This window comes from Listeria booriae (assembly GCF_000766865.1).
Lineage (GTDB): Bacteria > Bacillota > Bacilli > Lactobacillales > Listeriaceae > Listeria_A > Listeria_A booriae.
On sequence record NZ_JNFA01000001.1, the window covers coordinates 99547 to 113547 of the forward strand.

Genomic DNA, 14001 nt, shown 5'->3' on the forward strand with positions numbered 1-14001 from the left:
TATTATGGTAATAATTCATGATAGCGCTTACTAACAAGTGTTTAAGCCAAAACAAAAACCCAGAAAAAATTCTGAGTTTAGTTTTTTAAGAAATTTAGTACGGATGTGACGCCGGATTTTGCTTGGCGGACACATTCGGATAATTCCACACCTTCAAAAGAAGCGCCACCTGCAAAAATACCTGGATAGGATTGCTTGAACTCGCTGTAAATGGCTTCTTTACGGCGCTCGTGGCCCACGGTGTATTGCGGGATGCTATTACGCCATCTTGTCACCGTGGTGAATTCTGGTGCTTGATTGATTTTCATGATTCTATTTAGATCGCTTAGAACCGTTTCTTCAATCGCCTTGTCCGCTAAATCAACAATCGACTCTTCTTTACGACGCCCAACAAAAGCACGAAGCAAAATTTTATCTTCCGGCACAGTATGCGGCCATTTTCGGTGAATCCAAGAACATGCAGCCATCGAAAAATCTTCGTTTCGCGATACGACAAATCCACTACCTTTAATGTCTTCTACCACCGCATCTTTCGGAAACACCATGGCTACCGTCGCAACACTTGCCGCTGGAATTTCTCCTATCTGTTCAAAAACAGCATCGCCACGGAACAATGGAACAATTTCTTGGTACGGTAAAGCGATAAAAATACTATCTGCTTGAAGCTTTTCTTTCTTAGAAATCGTGATTTCATAGCCTCGCGGTTGTCTTGTAATCGCTTGGACACGCTTGCCTTTTTTTATAATTTTTGTGGAAAGTTCTTGTTCTAGCGCTGATACGACCGAAGAAAGGCCTTCGCGAACAGTTAAGAACGTGGCTTCCGTCGGTTGTTTCGCCGTCGTTTCATTATAGATTTGGCGAACGCCTTTTAAAAGACTGCCGTGCTCATCTTCTAATTTCAGAAACTGTTCTCCCGTAGCTTCTGCGCTCATTTCATCTAAATCGCCGGCGTAAATGCCTGACATGAGCGGCTCCAAAATATTGTCCACCATCTCATCGCCAACACGCGCCCGCAAAAACGTACCAAGCGCCATGTCCTCGTTAGCCACGCGTTTCTTGCCTAAAAACAAATCACCGAGCACGCGAAATTTACCGCTTGACGATAACAATCTTGATTTGAAAAAAGGGCGGAATCGCGTCGGAATTCCCATAATAGAACCTTTAGGAATCGCATGCAGTCCTTGCTTTGCCAACACGAAATTCTCGCCCGTCGCGTTCTCCACAAGGCAGTCCTCCATCCCAAGATCCTTCACCAAATCTTGCATTTCCGGCTTTCGGCGCAAAAATGAATCGGGACCGCGCTCAATAATGTAGCCGTCCCGCTTCATCGTATCAATCTTTCCCCCGACTTTTGTACCTGCTTCTAATAATACTAATTCATAGTCTAGATTTTGTTTTTCAAGTTCTTTTTTTAAGTAAAATGTGCTTGATAATCCTGTAATTCCCCCACCAATTACAACAATTTTCTTTCTCACCACAGGAAACACTCACCTTTTTAGTTATATTTCTCTATTTTGACCAGTTTTTCCAAACAACGGTTGCTAATACGTCTAAAAATTCTTTATCGTCATTTGGCATCGGCGGACGATGGTATGTCGCACCAATCTCATCAGTTACTACTTTGCACTCATAATCATTATCATACAGAACTTCTAGATGTTCCGCCACAAAACCGACTGGCGTATAGATGAAATGCTTGTATTTATGCTCTTCAAATAAGGCGCGCGTCAAATCTTGCACATCAGGCCCAAGCCAAGGCGTGCCAGTCTTTCCTTCACTTTGCCAGCCCAACGCATAATTCGGTACTTTTACTTTATTAAAAATTAATTTTGCGGTTTCTTCTAATTGGTCTGGATATGGATCGCCATGTTCTTTAATTTTTTCTGGCAAGCTGTGCGCAGAAACAATAAGAACCGCTTGGTCAAGCTCGTTTTGCGGAATATCGACAGCATTAATCCGGTCAGCCCACATCGTAATAAATTTCGGCTCATCATACCAGCTATCAATCGTTTGAATCGTTGGCCCGCCAATTTCTTCGGTTTTCTTCAACGCACGACCATTGTATTCTTTCACGCTAAAACTAGAATAATGCGGCGCTAAAATAATCGAAATCGCTTCTTCGATACCGTCATTCTTCATTTCTTGTACAGCATCTTCGATAAACGGCTCGATATGTTTCAATCCGATGTATGTTTTAAATTCGATATCCGATTGCATCGCGTTCAATGTTTCCGCCAAACCATAGGCTTGCGCTTGCGTAATTTTGGCAAGTGGTGATAGACCGCCAATGGCATGGTAACGCGAACGTAGATCATCAATTAGTTCTTGACTTGGCGTGTGCCCGTGACGAATATCCGTATAATAACGCTCAATATCTTCATCTTTGTACGGTGTTCCGTATGCCATTACTAATAATCCAACTTTTTTACTCACTTTTCTCCACCCCTTAATAAAATTGCACTTCTATCGTGAACAAATGTCGTTAGTTCCTTCAACATCGCAGGTGGCACTTCTGGGAAAACACCATGCCCAAGATTGAAAATAAAGCCCGGTTCCTGCGTACCCTCTTGCAAAATTTGATTTGCTTGTGTCAAACATTTATCGCGCGCCAAAAGTAGTGCTGGATCAAGATTCCCTTGCAACGCTTTGTTCCCCGCGTGTGTTCTTGCTTCTTTGATCGACATCCGCCAATCCACGCCGACAACATCCACGTCAATATCTTGCCATTCCCCTAACAAATGCGTCGCGCCAACTGCCTGCATAATGACTGGCGTCGCAGGACTATGCTGTTTTATCGTTGTTACAATTTGCGTAATTGCCGGCTTAATATATGTACGGTAATCCGCTGCGCTAAGCGATCCAACCCACGAATCGAAAATCTGAACAGCACTTGCCCCCGCCTTGATTTGTGCTAATAAATAATCCGCAGTCATCACGGCTAGTTTTTGCATCAACATATGCCATTCTGCTTCTTTCGTGTACATAAATGCTTTTGTTTGGTGGTAGCTTTTCGATGGCCCGCCTTCAATCATGTAGCTCGCCAGTGTAAATGGTGCACCAGCAAAACCGATAAGCGGCACCGTTAACTGTTCTTGCGTCAACAACTTAATCGTGTCCAGCACATACGGAACATGCGAATCTGCCTGGAACAAAGCGAGCTTCTCAATATCCTTGCCATCACGAATTGGATTCTCAATAACAGGACCAATTCCACTCTTAATTTCGACATCTACACCCATACCAGGTAGCGGCGTCATAATATCCTTATACAAAATCGCTGCATCCACACCATATTGCTCCACAGGAAGACGCGTCACATAAGCACATAGCTCTGGCTGATGCGTTATTTCAAATAATGAATACTTCTCCTTTAATTTGCGATATTCCGGCTGAGAACGCCCTGCTTGGCGCATATACCAAACGGGAATTTGTTCCACGGCTTCTTTTCTCGCGGCACGTAAAAATAAATCATTTTCTAACCTTTTCATGACAAAACCCCTTCATTGTTCATTACAGCACATAAAAAATGACACCACTTTATAATGATTACAATCTACAGCATACCAAAAAACACAATGAAAAACCAGATATGTAACTTCCCGACGTTTTATTTTTGCAGAAAGAGGAAAATAGTTGTAGTATCTAATTAGATAAAAGCAACATATTACGAATAGAAAGAAGGCAATCACTATGAAGTATGCGTATATCACAAGCGGGACTGAACATTTTCTACGTCAAATTCTCGCCGAGCACCCAACACGCAATATTACATTACTACAAAATTTCGGTGACTCCATCCTTTTAGAGGAAACAGAAGAATCCACCGTATTTAAGGAAGGCAGCGCTTACCGAATCAACCACAGCTATGGTGAAATGAAAGGCCACGGCACAGTCACATTTGAATACTTACATCTACGTTCCGAAGAAGCTCCCATTTTCCAGAAATTATACCAATCTATTTCCTTAAAATTACATGAAGCACCTGGCTTACAATGCACACAATTACTGCAATCCCGAACAGAAAGCAAATATCTTATTTTAACGTTCTGGGATAGCGGAGATGCGTATCAACATTGGAAAAACGGCACAGAACACAATAAAATTATGGACTTGATTCGCCATAATAGTTCGCAAAGCGGTTTCTCACATGTGGACGTGTATCATTTCCCTGAGTATTTTCATGATGAGAAGTAAATAATAATATCTGAACCTCTAACAAAGCGTGATTCGCTGAGTGAGAGGTTTTTTTATGCTGTGTGATGTGAATCTCTTTCTTGTTAGCCTATATCATCTTATCATTTTTTTGATACGCTTACAATTTTATAAATATTTTGTGTTTTAGTTCACAAAAAGATAAATATCCTTAGATTTTTTCTTGTATTTACTTTAGAATGGGGAGGAGATTGATTTAAACAGATTGGCATAGGAGGATGACTTAATGACTCAGAAATCAAATAACAAATATTACGCCACACTCGTAATAGCAATCTGCTACAGCGCTATTGGCATCTTATCTTTAATCTTTGCTACAGGCGTTGGCAACGGTATTAAATTAGATGATAATCAGCTTGTAGGATATATTGTTGCCATAATTTCTCTAAGTCTAGCTTGCTTCTCTTTTTCCGCAACCAACATTCGAATCAGAAGAATTGTTACGTTACTCTTGCTAATACTAAGCCTTATTTTCGCTGTTCTGCCATACGTCAATATGCTTAGTTTCAACGAGGCAATGTTTATTTTCATACTTCCTAGCTCGATTTTCTTACTACTGATTATTTTCTTCGGATGTGATTTTTTAATAACAACGCGTAAATTAAAATAGATCTAACCATTATAGAACAAAAAAAGTGATGCGAATCTGACATAGATTTTTGCATCACTTTTTTATTCCACTTTACTGATACATCTTCTTCACTCTAAACGGTACGTACATGAACGTAAATACCGCCACAAAGGCTAAGTTCACGGCTAATATAATGACGCCGCCAATCGAGCCGTTCTGCGCAATGCCGATAATGCCGAACAATAATGCTTGGGCGACTAGCAAAATCCGCAAGAAATGAATGAATGAGCGTGTTCTGAACGCATCGCTAATCGGATACAGTTTCATCATGACTTGCCCATCGAAATGGCGCAGCATCGGAATAAACTGGAATCCGGTCAAATAGATAAATAATAGCGAGAAAATAATATTCAAATAGAAACCTTGCACAAAAACAAGTAACAAGAACGCAATCACCGTTAAGCGTACATACAGTCCCATAAATTCATTCGTCCGCACAAACGTCCTGCTCCACAAATACGCAAATGTTTTACGCTTCGCATACGGAATTGGGCGGTATAAGAAATCTAAATACGCCCGGCGACGCACCGTTCCTTTTAAATGAGGCACATCAGTGAACAAATTCGCCAAACGATAAAAGCGATTCATCCGCGCTTCTTCTTTATCAATCAGGTATTCCCAACGTATCGTTAGCCCTGCCGTCTTATTTTTTATCCACAAATAGCTGCCAAGAAGGACGACCAGTGCCACAGGAATTGACCAAATCAGATTAAAAGCTAGCACCAAATAAATAAGCGCTGCGCTAATAATAATTCGCGTAAATAACCACGTTGTATCTGTATTCTCAAGCTTCGCCGTCTCCCACTGGAAATAAATATTCCACAGCTTCATCAACAACATCACAATCACTAACGGGAAAAATCGCGAAAAACTAAAGCCTGTTACCGCAGCATACATCGGCATACACGCAGCTAACACCAAAATAAAAATATAAATCTGCATCCAGAAACTCGCCATATGGGCCTTTTTAAAATAATCTCCCATCGCTTTTTCTTGGACAATCAAATAGACTGCATCAGGGCGTTTTAACAGCGTGTAAATAGAAGTAACTGCAATCGCCGCTGTGAGCAGAATTACCATCAGAGGAATCGCTGGAAACTCTGGAGTTAGCGTTTTGACCCAGCCAGAATAGGTATATACAAACGCACCAACGCCAATAATTAGAACGAAGAGCAAATGATCGTTCAGCATGTACCGCAAATAGCGCATTACTTCTTCTAAGTAACTGCTGTAACGCTTCTTAAATAAATCTACCGCATCAAACTTCATCGGCCTGATCTTCTTCCATCGTTAATTGTACGTAAATCTCATCCAACGAAGCTCCTGGCATCTCAAAATCAGCTTGCAAATCAGAAAGTGTCCCCTGCGCACGAATCACGCCATCATGTAAAATAATAAAACTATCGCAATATTTCTCAGCTGTCGCTAAAATATGCGTTGACATTAAAATACTAGCTCCCGTATCTTTCATTTCTCCAATCCACTGAAGCAACGACTGAATACCGAGCGGATCAAGTCCGACAAAAGGTTCGTCGATAATATACAAATTCGGCTCAATAAGAAACGCCGACATAATCATTACCTTCTGCTTCATCCCTTTTGAAAAATGCGCTGGAAACCAGTTCAACTTCTTCTCCAAACGGAATTCTTTTAGAAGCGGTGCCATCCGTGTTTGTAATTCTTCTTCTGTTAAGCCGTAAGCCATTGCGGTCAATTCCAAATGCTCTTTTAATGTAAGTTCTTCATATAATACAGGCGTTTCTGGAATGTATGCGAATTGTTTACGGTATTCTTCTGTATTTTCTTTTAAAGAATGACCATTGATGGTTATCGTGCCTTGTTTCTGCTGCATTAAACCAGTAATATGCTTAATTGTTGTACTTTTACCGGCGCCGTTTAAGCCGATTAGACCAACGATTTGACGCTCTTCGATTTGAAAAGAAATATCTTTTAAAACGGGGCGTTTCGTGTAGCCGCCAGTCAGGTTATGAATTTCTACTAAAGCCATGTTATCACTCCTATTATCCAATCTTATTGACCTTATAATAGCACAGATGCCATCGTTTTTGCTATACATTCACTATTTCGCTTGCTTTTATACATGCGTTTTATTCTGTTTTATGGTACATTAGATACAAAGAGAGTCAAATTTTTCGGAGGTGTCTATTTCAATATGGATGATTGTATTTTCTGCAAAATCGTGAAGGGCGAGATTCCTTCTGCTAAAGTTTATGAGGACGATCAAGTGTATGCCTTTCTTGATTTAGGTCAAGTTACTGAGGGCCACACACTAGTCATTCCGAAACAGCATGCGCGCAATATTTTTGACTTGCCTGAAGAAACGGCAGCGGAGATTTTCCGTCGGGTACCTAAGATTGCGGCGGGCATGAAGAAGGCTTTGCCACTAAAAGGACTTAACATTTTAAATAATAATGAGGAAATCGCGTCTCAAAGCGTCTTTCATTATCATATCCACCTCATTCCGCGCTATACGAACAAAGATGATTTCGGCTTGAAATGGGCGGACAATGCCAACTGGTATTCCAAAGAAGCTTTCCAAGAACTGGCCGACAAAATAGCTAAAGAGGTATAAAACTAAAGAAATCTGGAGTGATCGACTATGAATGCAAAATCTATAATACTCGGCGCACTTATTGGCGGTATTGCCAGCGCTGCAACGGCAATTATTTTAGCCCCGAAATCAGGACGTGAACTGCGTCAAGATATCGCTGCAAAATCTGGCGAAGCTGGCGTTATCCTGAAAGAACTGGCTTACAATGCGACGGATTTACTACAATCTGTTCAAGTTCTAAGCACAGAAGGCACAACATTACTAAAAGACCTATCGACTGACATTAAAGAATCGGTGGCTAATTGGAACGAAGAAATGGAACCAGAAAAAGCGCGTCTGAAAGAAGAAATCAAAGACATGCAAAAAACCATTTCTGACCTCGAAAAAACACTAAAAAAAGATAAAAAAGAAAGCAATTAAGTCATGAAAGCGCAAAGCCCTCTCGGACAGTCGGTTTGCGCTTTTTATTTCGCGTAAAAACGCGGATTCGTCACACATTTTTCACAGGAAAACGACCATTGTGCAAATAGGGGTTGAAAAATTGGCTGGCAGGGACTACAATACTAAGGTGATGCATGCCATCATAGACATTTTTTAGTAATGGAGGATTAGTTATCCATGCGTTGTTTAAAGACAATCAATGTGGAGCGAAAAGATGAGTATAACCGCGTCTTTTTTAAATCCAGCTTAGTTTCGTTAGCCGCTATGTGCGTATTATTTTTAATTGAAAATCTGGTTTTTCCGAACCAGTTTGTGATGGTCTTTGAACTGCCAACGTTTATTGCGTTACTTGCGTTGTACCCTGTTCATAAGGGACTGCATATTCTTGCGCTGATGCGTTATCGTGATGGTGTGCAAATTCGAGTGAAACGGCATTTTTATGTATTGCCTTGTTTGCAAGTTCGGATTCGTCGTGTCATTCCGAAATGGCGCTACATCGTTTCTTTAATTTTTCCGTTTGTGGTGATATCGGTGATTTTAATTGTGGCAATGCTTACGACGCCGATTTTTCATTCTCCGCTGTTTCTCATTTTAATTGCGATTCATGTGGGTATGTGTTATCCGGATTTTCTCCATATCAAAAACATTCTTGGAACGCCAAAACATACTTTTGTTGAAGATGCTGATCGTGGTTTTTCAGTGCTTGTTTCAGAAGAGTAAGGAGGAAAATTGTGTTTCTTTACGTAGTATACGCCGTATTTGGCGTGATTGCTTTGCTTGCTTTTAATTTATTAGTCGAGCGATATGCAACAAAACAAGATTTTAACCCGAAACAATGTCAATTATTTTATCGTATTGTAAATATTTCCGTATTACTGCTTCTCTTTTCGGCAACGCTTGACGGTATTATGCTATCATAAACGCCTAATGAGAGACGCTAGAGGCAAAATTAGAAATGGATTAGATTTTTGACATTTTACTTTATTGCCACCTATTTTGTGGTATGATGTATGTGTAGTTAAGCAGAACTTATTTAAAACTTTTGAGGAGAGTGTATTAGTTAATGAAGAAAAAATTAGTATTAGGTATGGTATCAATGATGGGTCTTTTCAGTTTAGCCGCATGTGGCAACTCAGCAAATGACGCTGTTGTTGAAACAAAAGCTGGAGACGTAACACAACAAGAACTTTATGATGCCATGAAAGCGAAAGTTGGAGATCAGTACGTATCTCAACTTGCAATGACGAAGATTTTAGAAGATAAATACAAAGTAACAGACAAAGAAATCGATGCAGCATACAAAACGTATCAAGATCAATATGGTGACCAACTTGCAAGCATGTTGCAACAAAGTGGTTACACAGAGAAAACATTTAAATCTGACTATCTGAAATTCGATCTTTTGAACACGAAAGCAGCAGAAGCTTCTGTTGATACAAGCGATAAAGCGTTGAAAGAGTATTACAAAACATGGCAACCAGCTATCACTGTTGAACACATTCTAGTTGCTGACAAAGCGAAAGCAGATGACCTTCACAAGAAAGTAACATCTGGCGGTAACTTTGAAGAATTAGCAAAAGCTAACTCTACAGATACAGGTTCTGCTACACAAGGTGGTAAATTAGCACCATTCGGTCCTGGTAAAATGTTACCTGAGTTCGAAAAAGCAGCATACGCATTGAAAAACAAAGGCGACATCAGCCCAGTTGTTAAAACAGACGCTGGTTACCACATTATTAAAATGTTAGACCACCCTGCGAAAACTACTTTTGAAAAAGATAAAGCGCAAGTGAAGAAAGATTATCTAGCTTCTAAAGTAACTACAGAGGCTAAAACAGCAGCATTGCAAAAACTATACAAAAATGCTGACGTTAAGATTGACGACAAAGATTTGAAAGATGCATTCGCACAATACGATTCATCTGCAAAAACAGAGTCTGATTCTTCAACAACGAAATAATTAGCAAATAAAAAACGGTAGTTTCCATATTCGGAGGCTACCGTTTTTTTGTCGTTTATTTTTCAAGAATTGCGAAATAGTTATTTTCGATGTCAGCGAAGTTGAAGACGCGGCCAAAGTTCGGGATGTTAACAAGTTCACCGACTGTGATGCCTTTTGCTTTGAAATCTTCGTACATCGCTTCTAAATTATCACCATAGAGTAAGATAGACGGTGTGCCTAGGTTCATTTCTGGTTGGGCTTTAGCTACCGCTACTTTGTCTTGAAGAACGAATGTTGTTGCTGCATCTTTCGTTGGCGCGATTTCGATCCAACGTTCTGCATCCCCTGCTGCATTTTCGGATATGATGACGAAGCCTACTTTTTCTGTCCAGAATTTTGCTACGGCTTCTTGGTCATTGACGTAAATCATTACTTGCCCGATTTTGTTAATCATTAGTTTATTCCTCTTTTCTATGTGTTTTGATTGCTTGTTTAGTATAGCAAGATTAGTAAGAGGATTCAAAAATTAAGCATGTATCGTGGCTTTGCCTGCGGAACCGAATTCGCGGATTTTGGATTGGACGGTTTGAATGATGGCTTCGCGTGCTGGTTCTAGGATGACTTGGGGTTCGTGGGTGGTTGGATTGGCTTTGAGTGCGTGACGGATGGCGGCAAGCCACGCTTTGTTGGATTCGGTGTTGACGTTGATTTTGGCGTGCCCAAGTGTGATGGCGTGGTCGATTTGGTGTTTTGGGATGCCGGATGCGCCGTGAAGGACGAGCGGGATTGAGACGGCTTCTTGGATGGCAGCCATTTCTTGGAAACCGAGAACGGGCTCACCTTGGTAATTGCCGTGAACGGAGCCTAGTGCGGCGGCTAGGGCGTCGATGTTGGTTGCTTGGACGAGCGCGACGCATTCTTCTAGGCTGGCGTAGTTGATGTTACCGATGATGCCGTCTTCGTTTCCACCAACGGTTCCGACTTCTGCTTCGACATCGACGCCGCGCGCGTGGGCATAATCGGTGACTTCTTTGGTGAGGCGGATATTTTCTGCGATTGGATATTTGGAGCCGTCGAACATGACAGATGTGTAGCCTGCGTCGACGGCTTGTTTGCAACGTTCGACGGTTAGGCCGTGGTCTAGGTGAAGTACGACGGGAATGGTGATTTGGTGTTCTGCGATGAGGTTTTTGACCATAGCTGTGATTGTTTGGAAGCCGCCAAGGAAGTCTACCATTCGGTCGGATGAAGCGATGATGACGGGTGCTTGTTCTTTTTCGGCGGCAATGAGGATGGCGTGAATCCAGGACAAGCCGTTTATATTGAACTGCCCAACGGCGTATTTTTCTGTGTGTGCTTTTTGTAATACTTCATTTAGTGTTACTAGCATATAATGGTACCTCCTTTTATAAATAGCAGAATCCACGAGTTTTAGTTGCCACTCGTGGATTTGCGCTTAGTAATATTTCGAAATGACTTCTAATGTGGTTGTTTTTGCTTTTTCGATGGTTTCTTCGGCTGTTAATTGATAATATTCAGGTCGGAAAAGTTCCACGGAAACGACGTCGGAGTAGCCGATTTGTTTGAGTGTCGTGATGTGAGCCTCGAGGTCAATCGCGCCGTGCCCTGGCCATACGCGGTCGTCATCGGTTAGCAAGCCAATTTGGAAATCTTCGGTGTCATCGATGTGGAAAATGAAGATTTTGGAGCCGTCTGCGTTTTTTAGATTTTCGATTTTGGAGCCCATTGCGTGAAAATGGAAGGAATCAAATACGAGTCCGACGTTATCGCGGTTGACTGCTTGAACGATGTCGTAGGCGTCTTCGAATGTGTTGACGGTGCATTCCGGGTGACCGACGAATTCTAAAGCAATTTTTACGCCGTGGCTTTCTGCAATGTTGGACAGTTCTTGGAGTACCTCGATGCAGCTTTGCTTGATGTCTTTTTTGAGGATTTTCTCCGTTGTGACGAGCGGGACGGCAACGACATATTTGGCGCCGATTTTATCGCAGATGTGCATCATTTCTTGGAATTCTTGGATGATAGCGGCATGCCCTGCTTCGTCGCGGTTGTTGAAGAAAACAAGGGCGTTAAGTGCTAGTGGCTTGATGTGATGATTCTGGAAATAGGTCGCTAAATCGTCTAATGTATGCGTTTTTAAGTACTCTGGAAGTTTGTCCATGGTGCGGATTTCGATGTAGTCATAGCCATTTTGTTCGCAAATTGTGAGATCTTTTTCTAAATTGGAATTTTCGAGTGTGGTTGCTTCGTTGAAACATAGCTTCATGTCGTGTCCCTCTTTTCTTTATTCGTTCAGGCCGAGCCCTTTTTTCATTGTTTGGAGCATGAAATTACTGGATTCCTCAGCTTTATCTACCCAAGCAAAAACGGCATTTGTTGCAATTCCGTCAAATTTCATCTCGCGCATTTTGCGAAAAATGGTATCAAAATCGACTTCGCCTTCTCCGATATTCAAATGTTGGTGAATCGTCACTTCGGCGTCTGGTGGGTTAACGATGTAACGCAAGCCATACGCAGCTTTGTGATTAAATGTATCGGCGAACAAGACATGATCGAGTAAATCGCCCGCTTCGTCTAGCATTTTGCCAACGTCACCGATTCCGTCGTCGTAAAAGAACGTGTGCGCCGTCGAGTAAACGAGTTTAATCCAATCTTTATCGAGCGCGCGAATCATATCGATGGCGCCAGTATTTGTTTCAATAAAATCCAGCGGGTGGGCCTGCAAATTCAGACGCACGCCTTCTTTTTCGAAAACTGGCATGAGTTCATCCATCGATTTGACGAACTTCTCTTCGCAGACAACCGGATTATATTTAGTGCCGCTGAATTCGCTGTTCATAAGGTCGACGTCCAGTTCGACGGCGATTTCGATGGCTCGCTTCCAATTGCGAACAGCTGCCACGCGGCGGTCTTCGTCAGGGCCAGCCCAATTGTATAACGGCAACAAGGACGAAATTTCAAGCCCCGTGTCGCGCAAGCATTTTTTCACGAGTTTAATTTTTGCCTTATCGACTTTAGGATATTTGTAAAATGGGCAAAAGTCCTCGCGCGGGCTGAGTTCGATGTATTTGTAGCCTAGTTCGGCGGTTTTGTAAATCATTTGTTCGAGACTCATATTGTCGCGAAACATGCTGGGATCAAGCGCTAACTTCATTGGTTTTCGCTCCTTCTTCGTAGAATGTTGGTCGTTCGTCTAATTCGATTGTTTCGGTTACGCCGGATTCTTGGGCTTTGACACATGCTGCGGCGGTTACGGAAGCAATATAGCCGTCCCACGATGTTGGGCCTTTTGGTTCGCCCGTTTTGCTAATAGAATCGATGAAATCTTGAATTTCGATATCGTAGGCGTCGATGAAACGGTCTTTCCAATCCATTAGGATATCTTGGCTGAGCTTGCCGCTTTTGCGTGTGACGATGTTGGAGAACTCAGGAAGCTTCACGATACCTTCTTCGCCAACGACTTCGCATTGAATATCATAGCCGTAACGACAATTCACGAAAATTTCTACAGTAATGGAAATACCGCCTTTCGTTTCGATAATCACGAGTTGTGGATCGCGAAGGTGTGGCAGTGCGTTTTTCGTTTTCTTTGGATAGATGACTTGAACGCTTTCATAATCGTCGTTTACAAGCCAGTGCAAGGCGTCAATTTCATGAATCAGCGTATCTGTGATTGCCATGTCTGTGGAGTAGGTTTCTGGAACGGTCGGATTGCGATGGGCAGCGTGAATCATGAGCGGCTCACCGATTGCTCCGGTTTCAATCGCTTCTTTTAATTTGACGTAACCATGATCGTAACGGCGCATAAAACCCACTTGTACCAAGCGTTTGCCATGTTTGATTTCGGCGTCCACAATGCGACGTGCACCTTCTGCCGTTGTAGCCAATGGTTTTTCACAGAAAATATATTTTCCAGCTTCGATTCCTGCGAGTACGCTTGCTTCATGGGCTGGGCCCCAACTAGAAACAAGGATAGCGTCGACCTCTTCGGCAGCAATGAGCGCTTTGTCATCTGGATACACGTTCGCGTTTAGCTTGAAATCAGCCACGACTTGTTTTGCGGCCTCTTGGTTAACGTCTGTTACCGCAACGACTTCTGCGCCTGCCAATGTTTGGCTAATCCGTTTAATATGTTCCCGTCCAATCGCACCTGTTCCAATAACTCCAAATCGTAAATTCATT

17 protein-coding genes are annotated in these 14001 nt (G+C 42.1%); 7 read left to right on the forward strand and 10 right to left on the reverse strand.

Features of this window, described 5'->3' with window-relative positions; all coding sequences use genetic code 11:
* Positions 1–77 precede the first annotated feature (77 nt).
* From hemY to hemE, 3 genes are read right to left on the reverse strand one after another with little or no spacing between them, the layout of a single operon-like run.
* On the reverse strand, positions 78–1475 hold the full coding sequence (hemY, locus tag EP57_RS00390) for a protoporphyrinogen oxidase (RefSeq protein ID WP_036083191.1): 1398 nt from the start codon (positions 1473–1475) through the stop codon (positions 78–80).
* A 34-nt stretch (positions 1476–1509) separates the two neighbouring features.
* Complete coding sequence (hemH, locus tag EP57_RS00395; RefSeq protein WP_036083085.1) at positions 1510–2433, reverse strand: ferrochelatase; 924 nt, start codon at positions 2431–2433, stop codon at positions 1510–1512.
* Positions 2430–3488, reverse strand: coding sequence for a uroporphyrinogen decarboxylase (gene hemE / locus EP57_RS00400; protein ID WP_036083087.1), 1059 nt, complete (start codon positions 3486–3488; stop codon positions 2430–2432). The genes hemH and hemE overlap by 4 nt, the downstream gene beginning before the upstream one ends.
* Positions 3489–3690: 202 nt before the next feature.
* Here hemE and EP57_RS00405 point away from each other — a divergent pair, with 202 nt between their 5' ends.
* Together EP57_RS00405 and EP57_RS00410 are read left to right on the forward strand one after the other, a co-directional pair.
* Entirely contained in the window at positions 3691–4194 is a 504-nt protein-coding gene (locus EP57_RS00405; protein WP_036083089.1) for an antibiotic biosynthesis monooxygenase family protein, read from the forward strand.
* A 244-nt stretch (positions 4195–4438) separates the two neighbouring features.
* Positions 4439–4822, forward strand: coding sequence for a hypothetical protein (locus EP57_RS00410; RefSeq protein ID WP_036083091.1), 384 nt, complete (start codon positions 4439–4441; stop codon positions 4820–4822).
* Between the two features lie 72 nt (positions 4823–4894).
* Here EP57_RS00410 and EP57_RS00415 read toward each other — a convergent pair whose 3' ends face one another.
* Both EP57_RS00415 and EP57_RS00420 read right to left on the reverse strand, forming a co-directional pair.
* Complete coding sequence (locus EP57_RS00415) at positions 4895–6112, reverse strand: ABC transporter permease (RefSeq protein ID WP_036083093.1); 1218 nt, start codon at positions 6110–6112, stop codon at positions 4895–4897.
* Positions 6102–6851: an ABC transporter ATP-binding protein gene (locus tag EP57_RS00420; protein WP_036083095.1), complete on the reverse strand. Its 750-nt coding sequence runs from the start codon at positions 6849–6851 to the stop codon at positions 6102–6104. Before EP57_RS00420 ends, EP57_RS00415 begins: the two co-directional genes overlap by 11 nt.
* A gap of 165 nt (positions 6852–7016) precedes the next feature.
* Here EP57_RS00420 and EP57_RS00425 point away from each other — a divergent pair, with 165 nt between their 5' ends.
* From EP57_RS00425 to EP57_RS00445, 5 genes are all read left to right on the forward strand, one after another.
* On the forward strand, positions 7017–7436 hold the full coding sequence (locus EP57_RS00425) for an HIT family protein (RefSeq protein ID WP_036083097.1): 420 nt from the start codon (positions 7017–7019) through the stop codon (positions 7434–7436).
* Positions 7437–7463: 27 nt separating this feature from the next.
* Positions 7464–7835 (forward strand): YtxH domain-containing protein, encoded by a 372-nt coding sequence (locus tag EP57_RS00430; protein WP_036083099.1) that lies wholly within the window; start codon positions 7464–7466, stop codon positions 7833–7835.
* 198 nt (positions 7836–8033) lie between these two features.
* Positions 8034–8576: a DUF3267 domain-containing protein gene (locus tag EP57_RS00435; RefSeq protein ID WP_036083102.1), complete on the forward strand. Its 543-nt coding sequence runs from the start codon at positions 8034–8036 to the stop codon at positions 8574–8576.
* A gap of 11 nt (positions 8577–8587) precedes the next feature.
* The gene (locus EP57_RS00440) at positions 8588–8776 is read left to right on the forward strand and encodes a hypothetical protein (RefSeq protein ID WP_036083105.1); all 189 of its coding nucleotides are present in this window, start codon (positions 8588–8590) and stop codon (positions 8774–8776) included.
* Positions 8777–8919: 143 nt separating this feature from the next.
* Positions 8920–9816 carry a peptidylprolyl isomerase gene (locus EP57_RS00445; RefSeq protein ID WP_036083106.1) on the forward strand — a complete coding sequence of 299 codons (897 nt, stop codon included), beginning with the start codon at positions 8920–8922 and terminating at the stop codon, positions 9814–9816.
* 55 nt (positions 9817–9871) lie between these two features.
* Here EP57_RS00445 and EP57_RS00450 read toward each other — a convergent pair whose 3' ends face one another.
* From EP57_RS00450 to iolG, 5 genes are all read right to left on the reverse strand, one after another.
* Positions 9872–10252, reverse strand: a complete 381-nt coding sequence (locus EP57_RS00450) for a VOC family protein (RefSeq protein ID WP_036083108.1) — start codon at positions 10250–10252, stop codon at positions 9872–9874.
* 72 nt (positions 10253–10324) lie between these two features.
* On the reverse strand, positions 10325–11188 hold the full coding sequence (gene fba, locus EP57_RS00455; protein WP_036083110.1) for a class II fructose-1,6-bisphosphate aldolase: 864 nt from the start codon (positions 11186–11188) through the stop codon (positions 10325–10327).
* Positions 11189–11254: 66 nt separating this feature from the next.
* Positions 11255–12085 (reverse strand): 2-keto-myo-inositol isomerase, encoded by an 831-nt coding sequence (gene iolI / locus EP57_RS00460; protein ID WP_036083111.1) that lies wholly within the window; start codon positions 12083–12085, stop codon positions 11255–11257.
* Positions 12086–12103: 18 nt separating this feature from the next.
* A complete protein-coding gene (locus tag EP57_RS00465) occupies positions 12104–12973 on the reverse strand; it encodes a sugar phosphate isomerase/epimerase family protein (protein WP_036083112.1) in 870 nt (289 codons plus the stop codon).
* On the reverse strand, positions 12957–14000 hold the full coding sequence (iolG, locus tag EP57_RS00470) for a bifunctional inositol 2-dehydrogenase/D-chiro-inositol 1-dehydrogenase (protein ID WP_036083113.1): 1044 nt from the start codon (positions 13998–14000) through the stop codon (positions 12957–12959). Before iolG ends, EP57_RS00465 begins: the two co-directional genes overlap by 17 nt.
* Between the last annotated feature and the right edge of the window lies 1 nt (position 14001).

Bases quoted from the DNA above. Each gene is read 5' to 3' on its own strand.
- hemE (WP_036083087.1), bottom strand. From the start codon at position 3,488: ATGAAAAGGTTAGAAAATGATTTATTTTTACGTGCCGCGAGAAAAGAA.
- EP57_RS00405 (WP_036083089.1), top strand. From the start codon at position 3,691: ATGAAGTATGCGTATATCACAAGCGGGACTGAACATTTTCTACGTCAA.
- EP57_RS00410 (WP_036083091.1), top strand. From the start codon at position 4,439: ATGACTCAGAAATCAAATAACAAATATTACGCCACACTCGTAATAGCA.
- EP57_RS00415 (WP_036083093.1), bottom strand. From the start codon at position 6,112: ATGAAGTTTGATGCGGTAGATTTATTTAAGAAGCGTTACAGCAGTTAC.
- EP57_RS00420 (WP_036083095.1), bottom strand. From the start codon at position 6,851: ATGGCTTTAGTAGAAATTCATAACCTGACTGGCGGCTACACGAAACGC.
- EP57_RS00425 (WP_036083097.1), top strand. From the start codon at position 7,017: ATGGATGATTGTATTTTCTGCAAAATCGTGAAGGGCGAGATTCCTTCT.
- EP57_RS00430 (WP_036083099.1), top strand. From the start codon at position 7,464: ATGAATGCAAAATCTATAATACTCGGCGCACTTATTGGCGGTATTGCC.
- EP57_RS00435 (WP_036083102.1), top strand. From the start codon at position 8,034: ATGCGTTGTTTAAAGACAATCAATGTGGAGCGAAAAGATGAGTATAAC.
- EP57_RS00445 (WP_036083106.1), top strand. From the start codon at position 8,920: ATGAAGAAAAAATTAGTATTAGGTATGGTATCAATGATGGGTCTTTTC.
- EP57_RS00450 (WP_036083108.1), bottom strand. From the start codon at position 10,252: ATGATTAACAAAATCGGGCAAGTAATGATTTACGTCAATGACCAAGAA.
- fba (WP_036083110.1), bottom strand. From the start codon at position 11,188: ATGCTAGTAACACTAAATGAAGTATTACAAAAAGCACACACAGAAAAA.
- iolI (WP_036083111.1), bottom strand. From the start codon at position 12,085: ATGAAGCTATGTTTCAACGAAGCAACCACACTCGAAAATTCCAATTTA.
- EP57_RS00465 (WP_036083112.1), bottom strand. From the start codon at position 12,973: ATGAAGTTAGCGCTTGATCCCAGCATGTTTCGCGACAATATGAGTCTC.
- iolG (WP_036083113.1), bottom strand. From the start codon at position 14,000: ATGAATTTACGATTTGGAGTTATTGGAACAGGTGCGATTGGACGGGAA.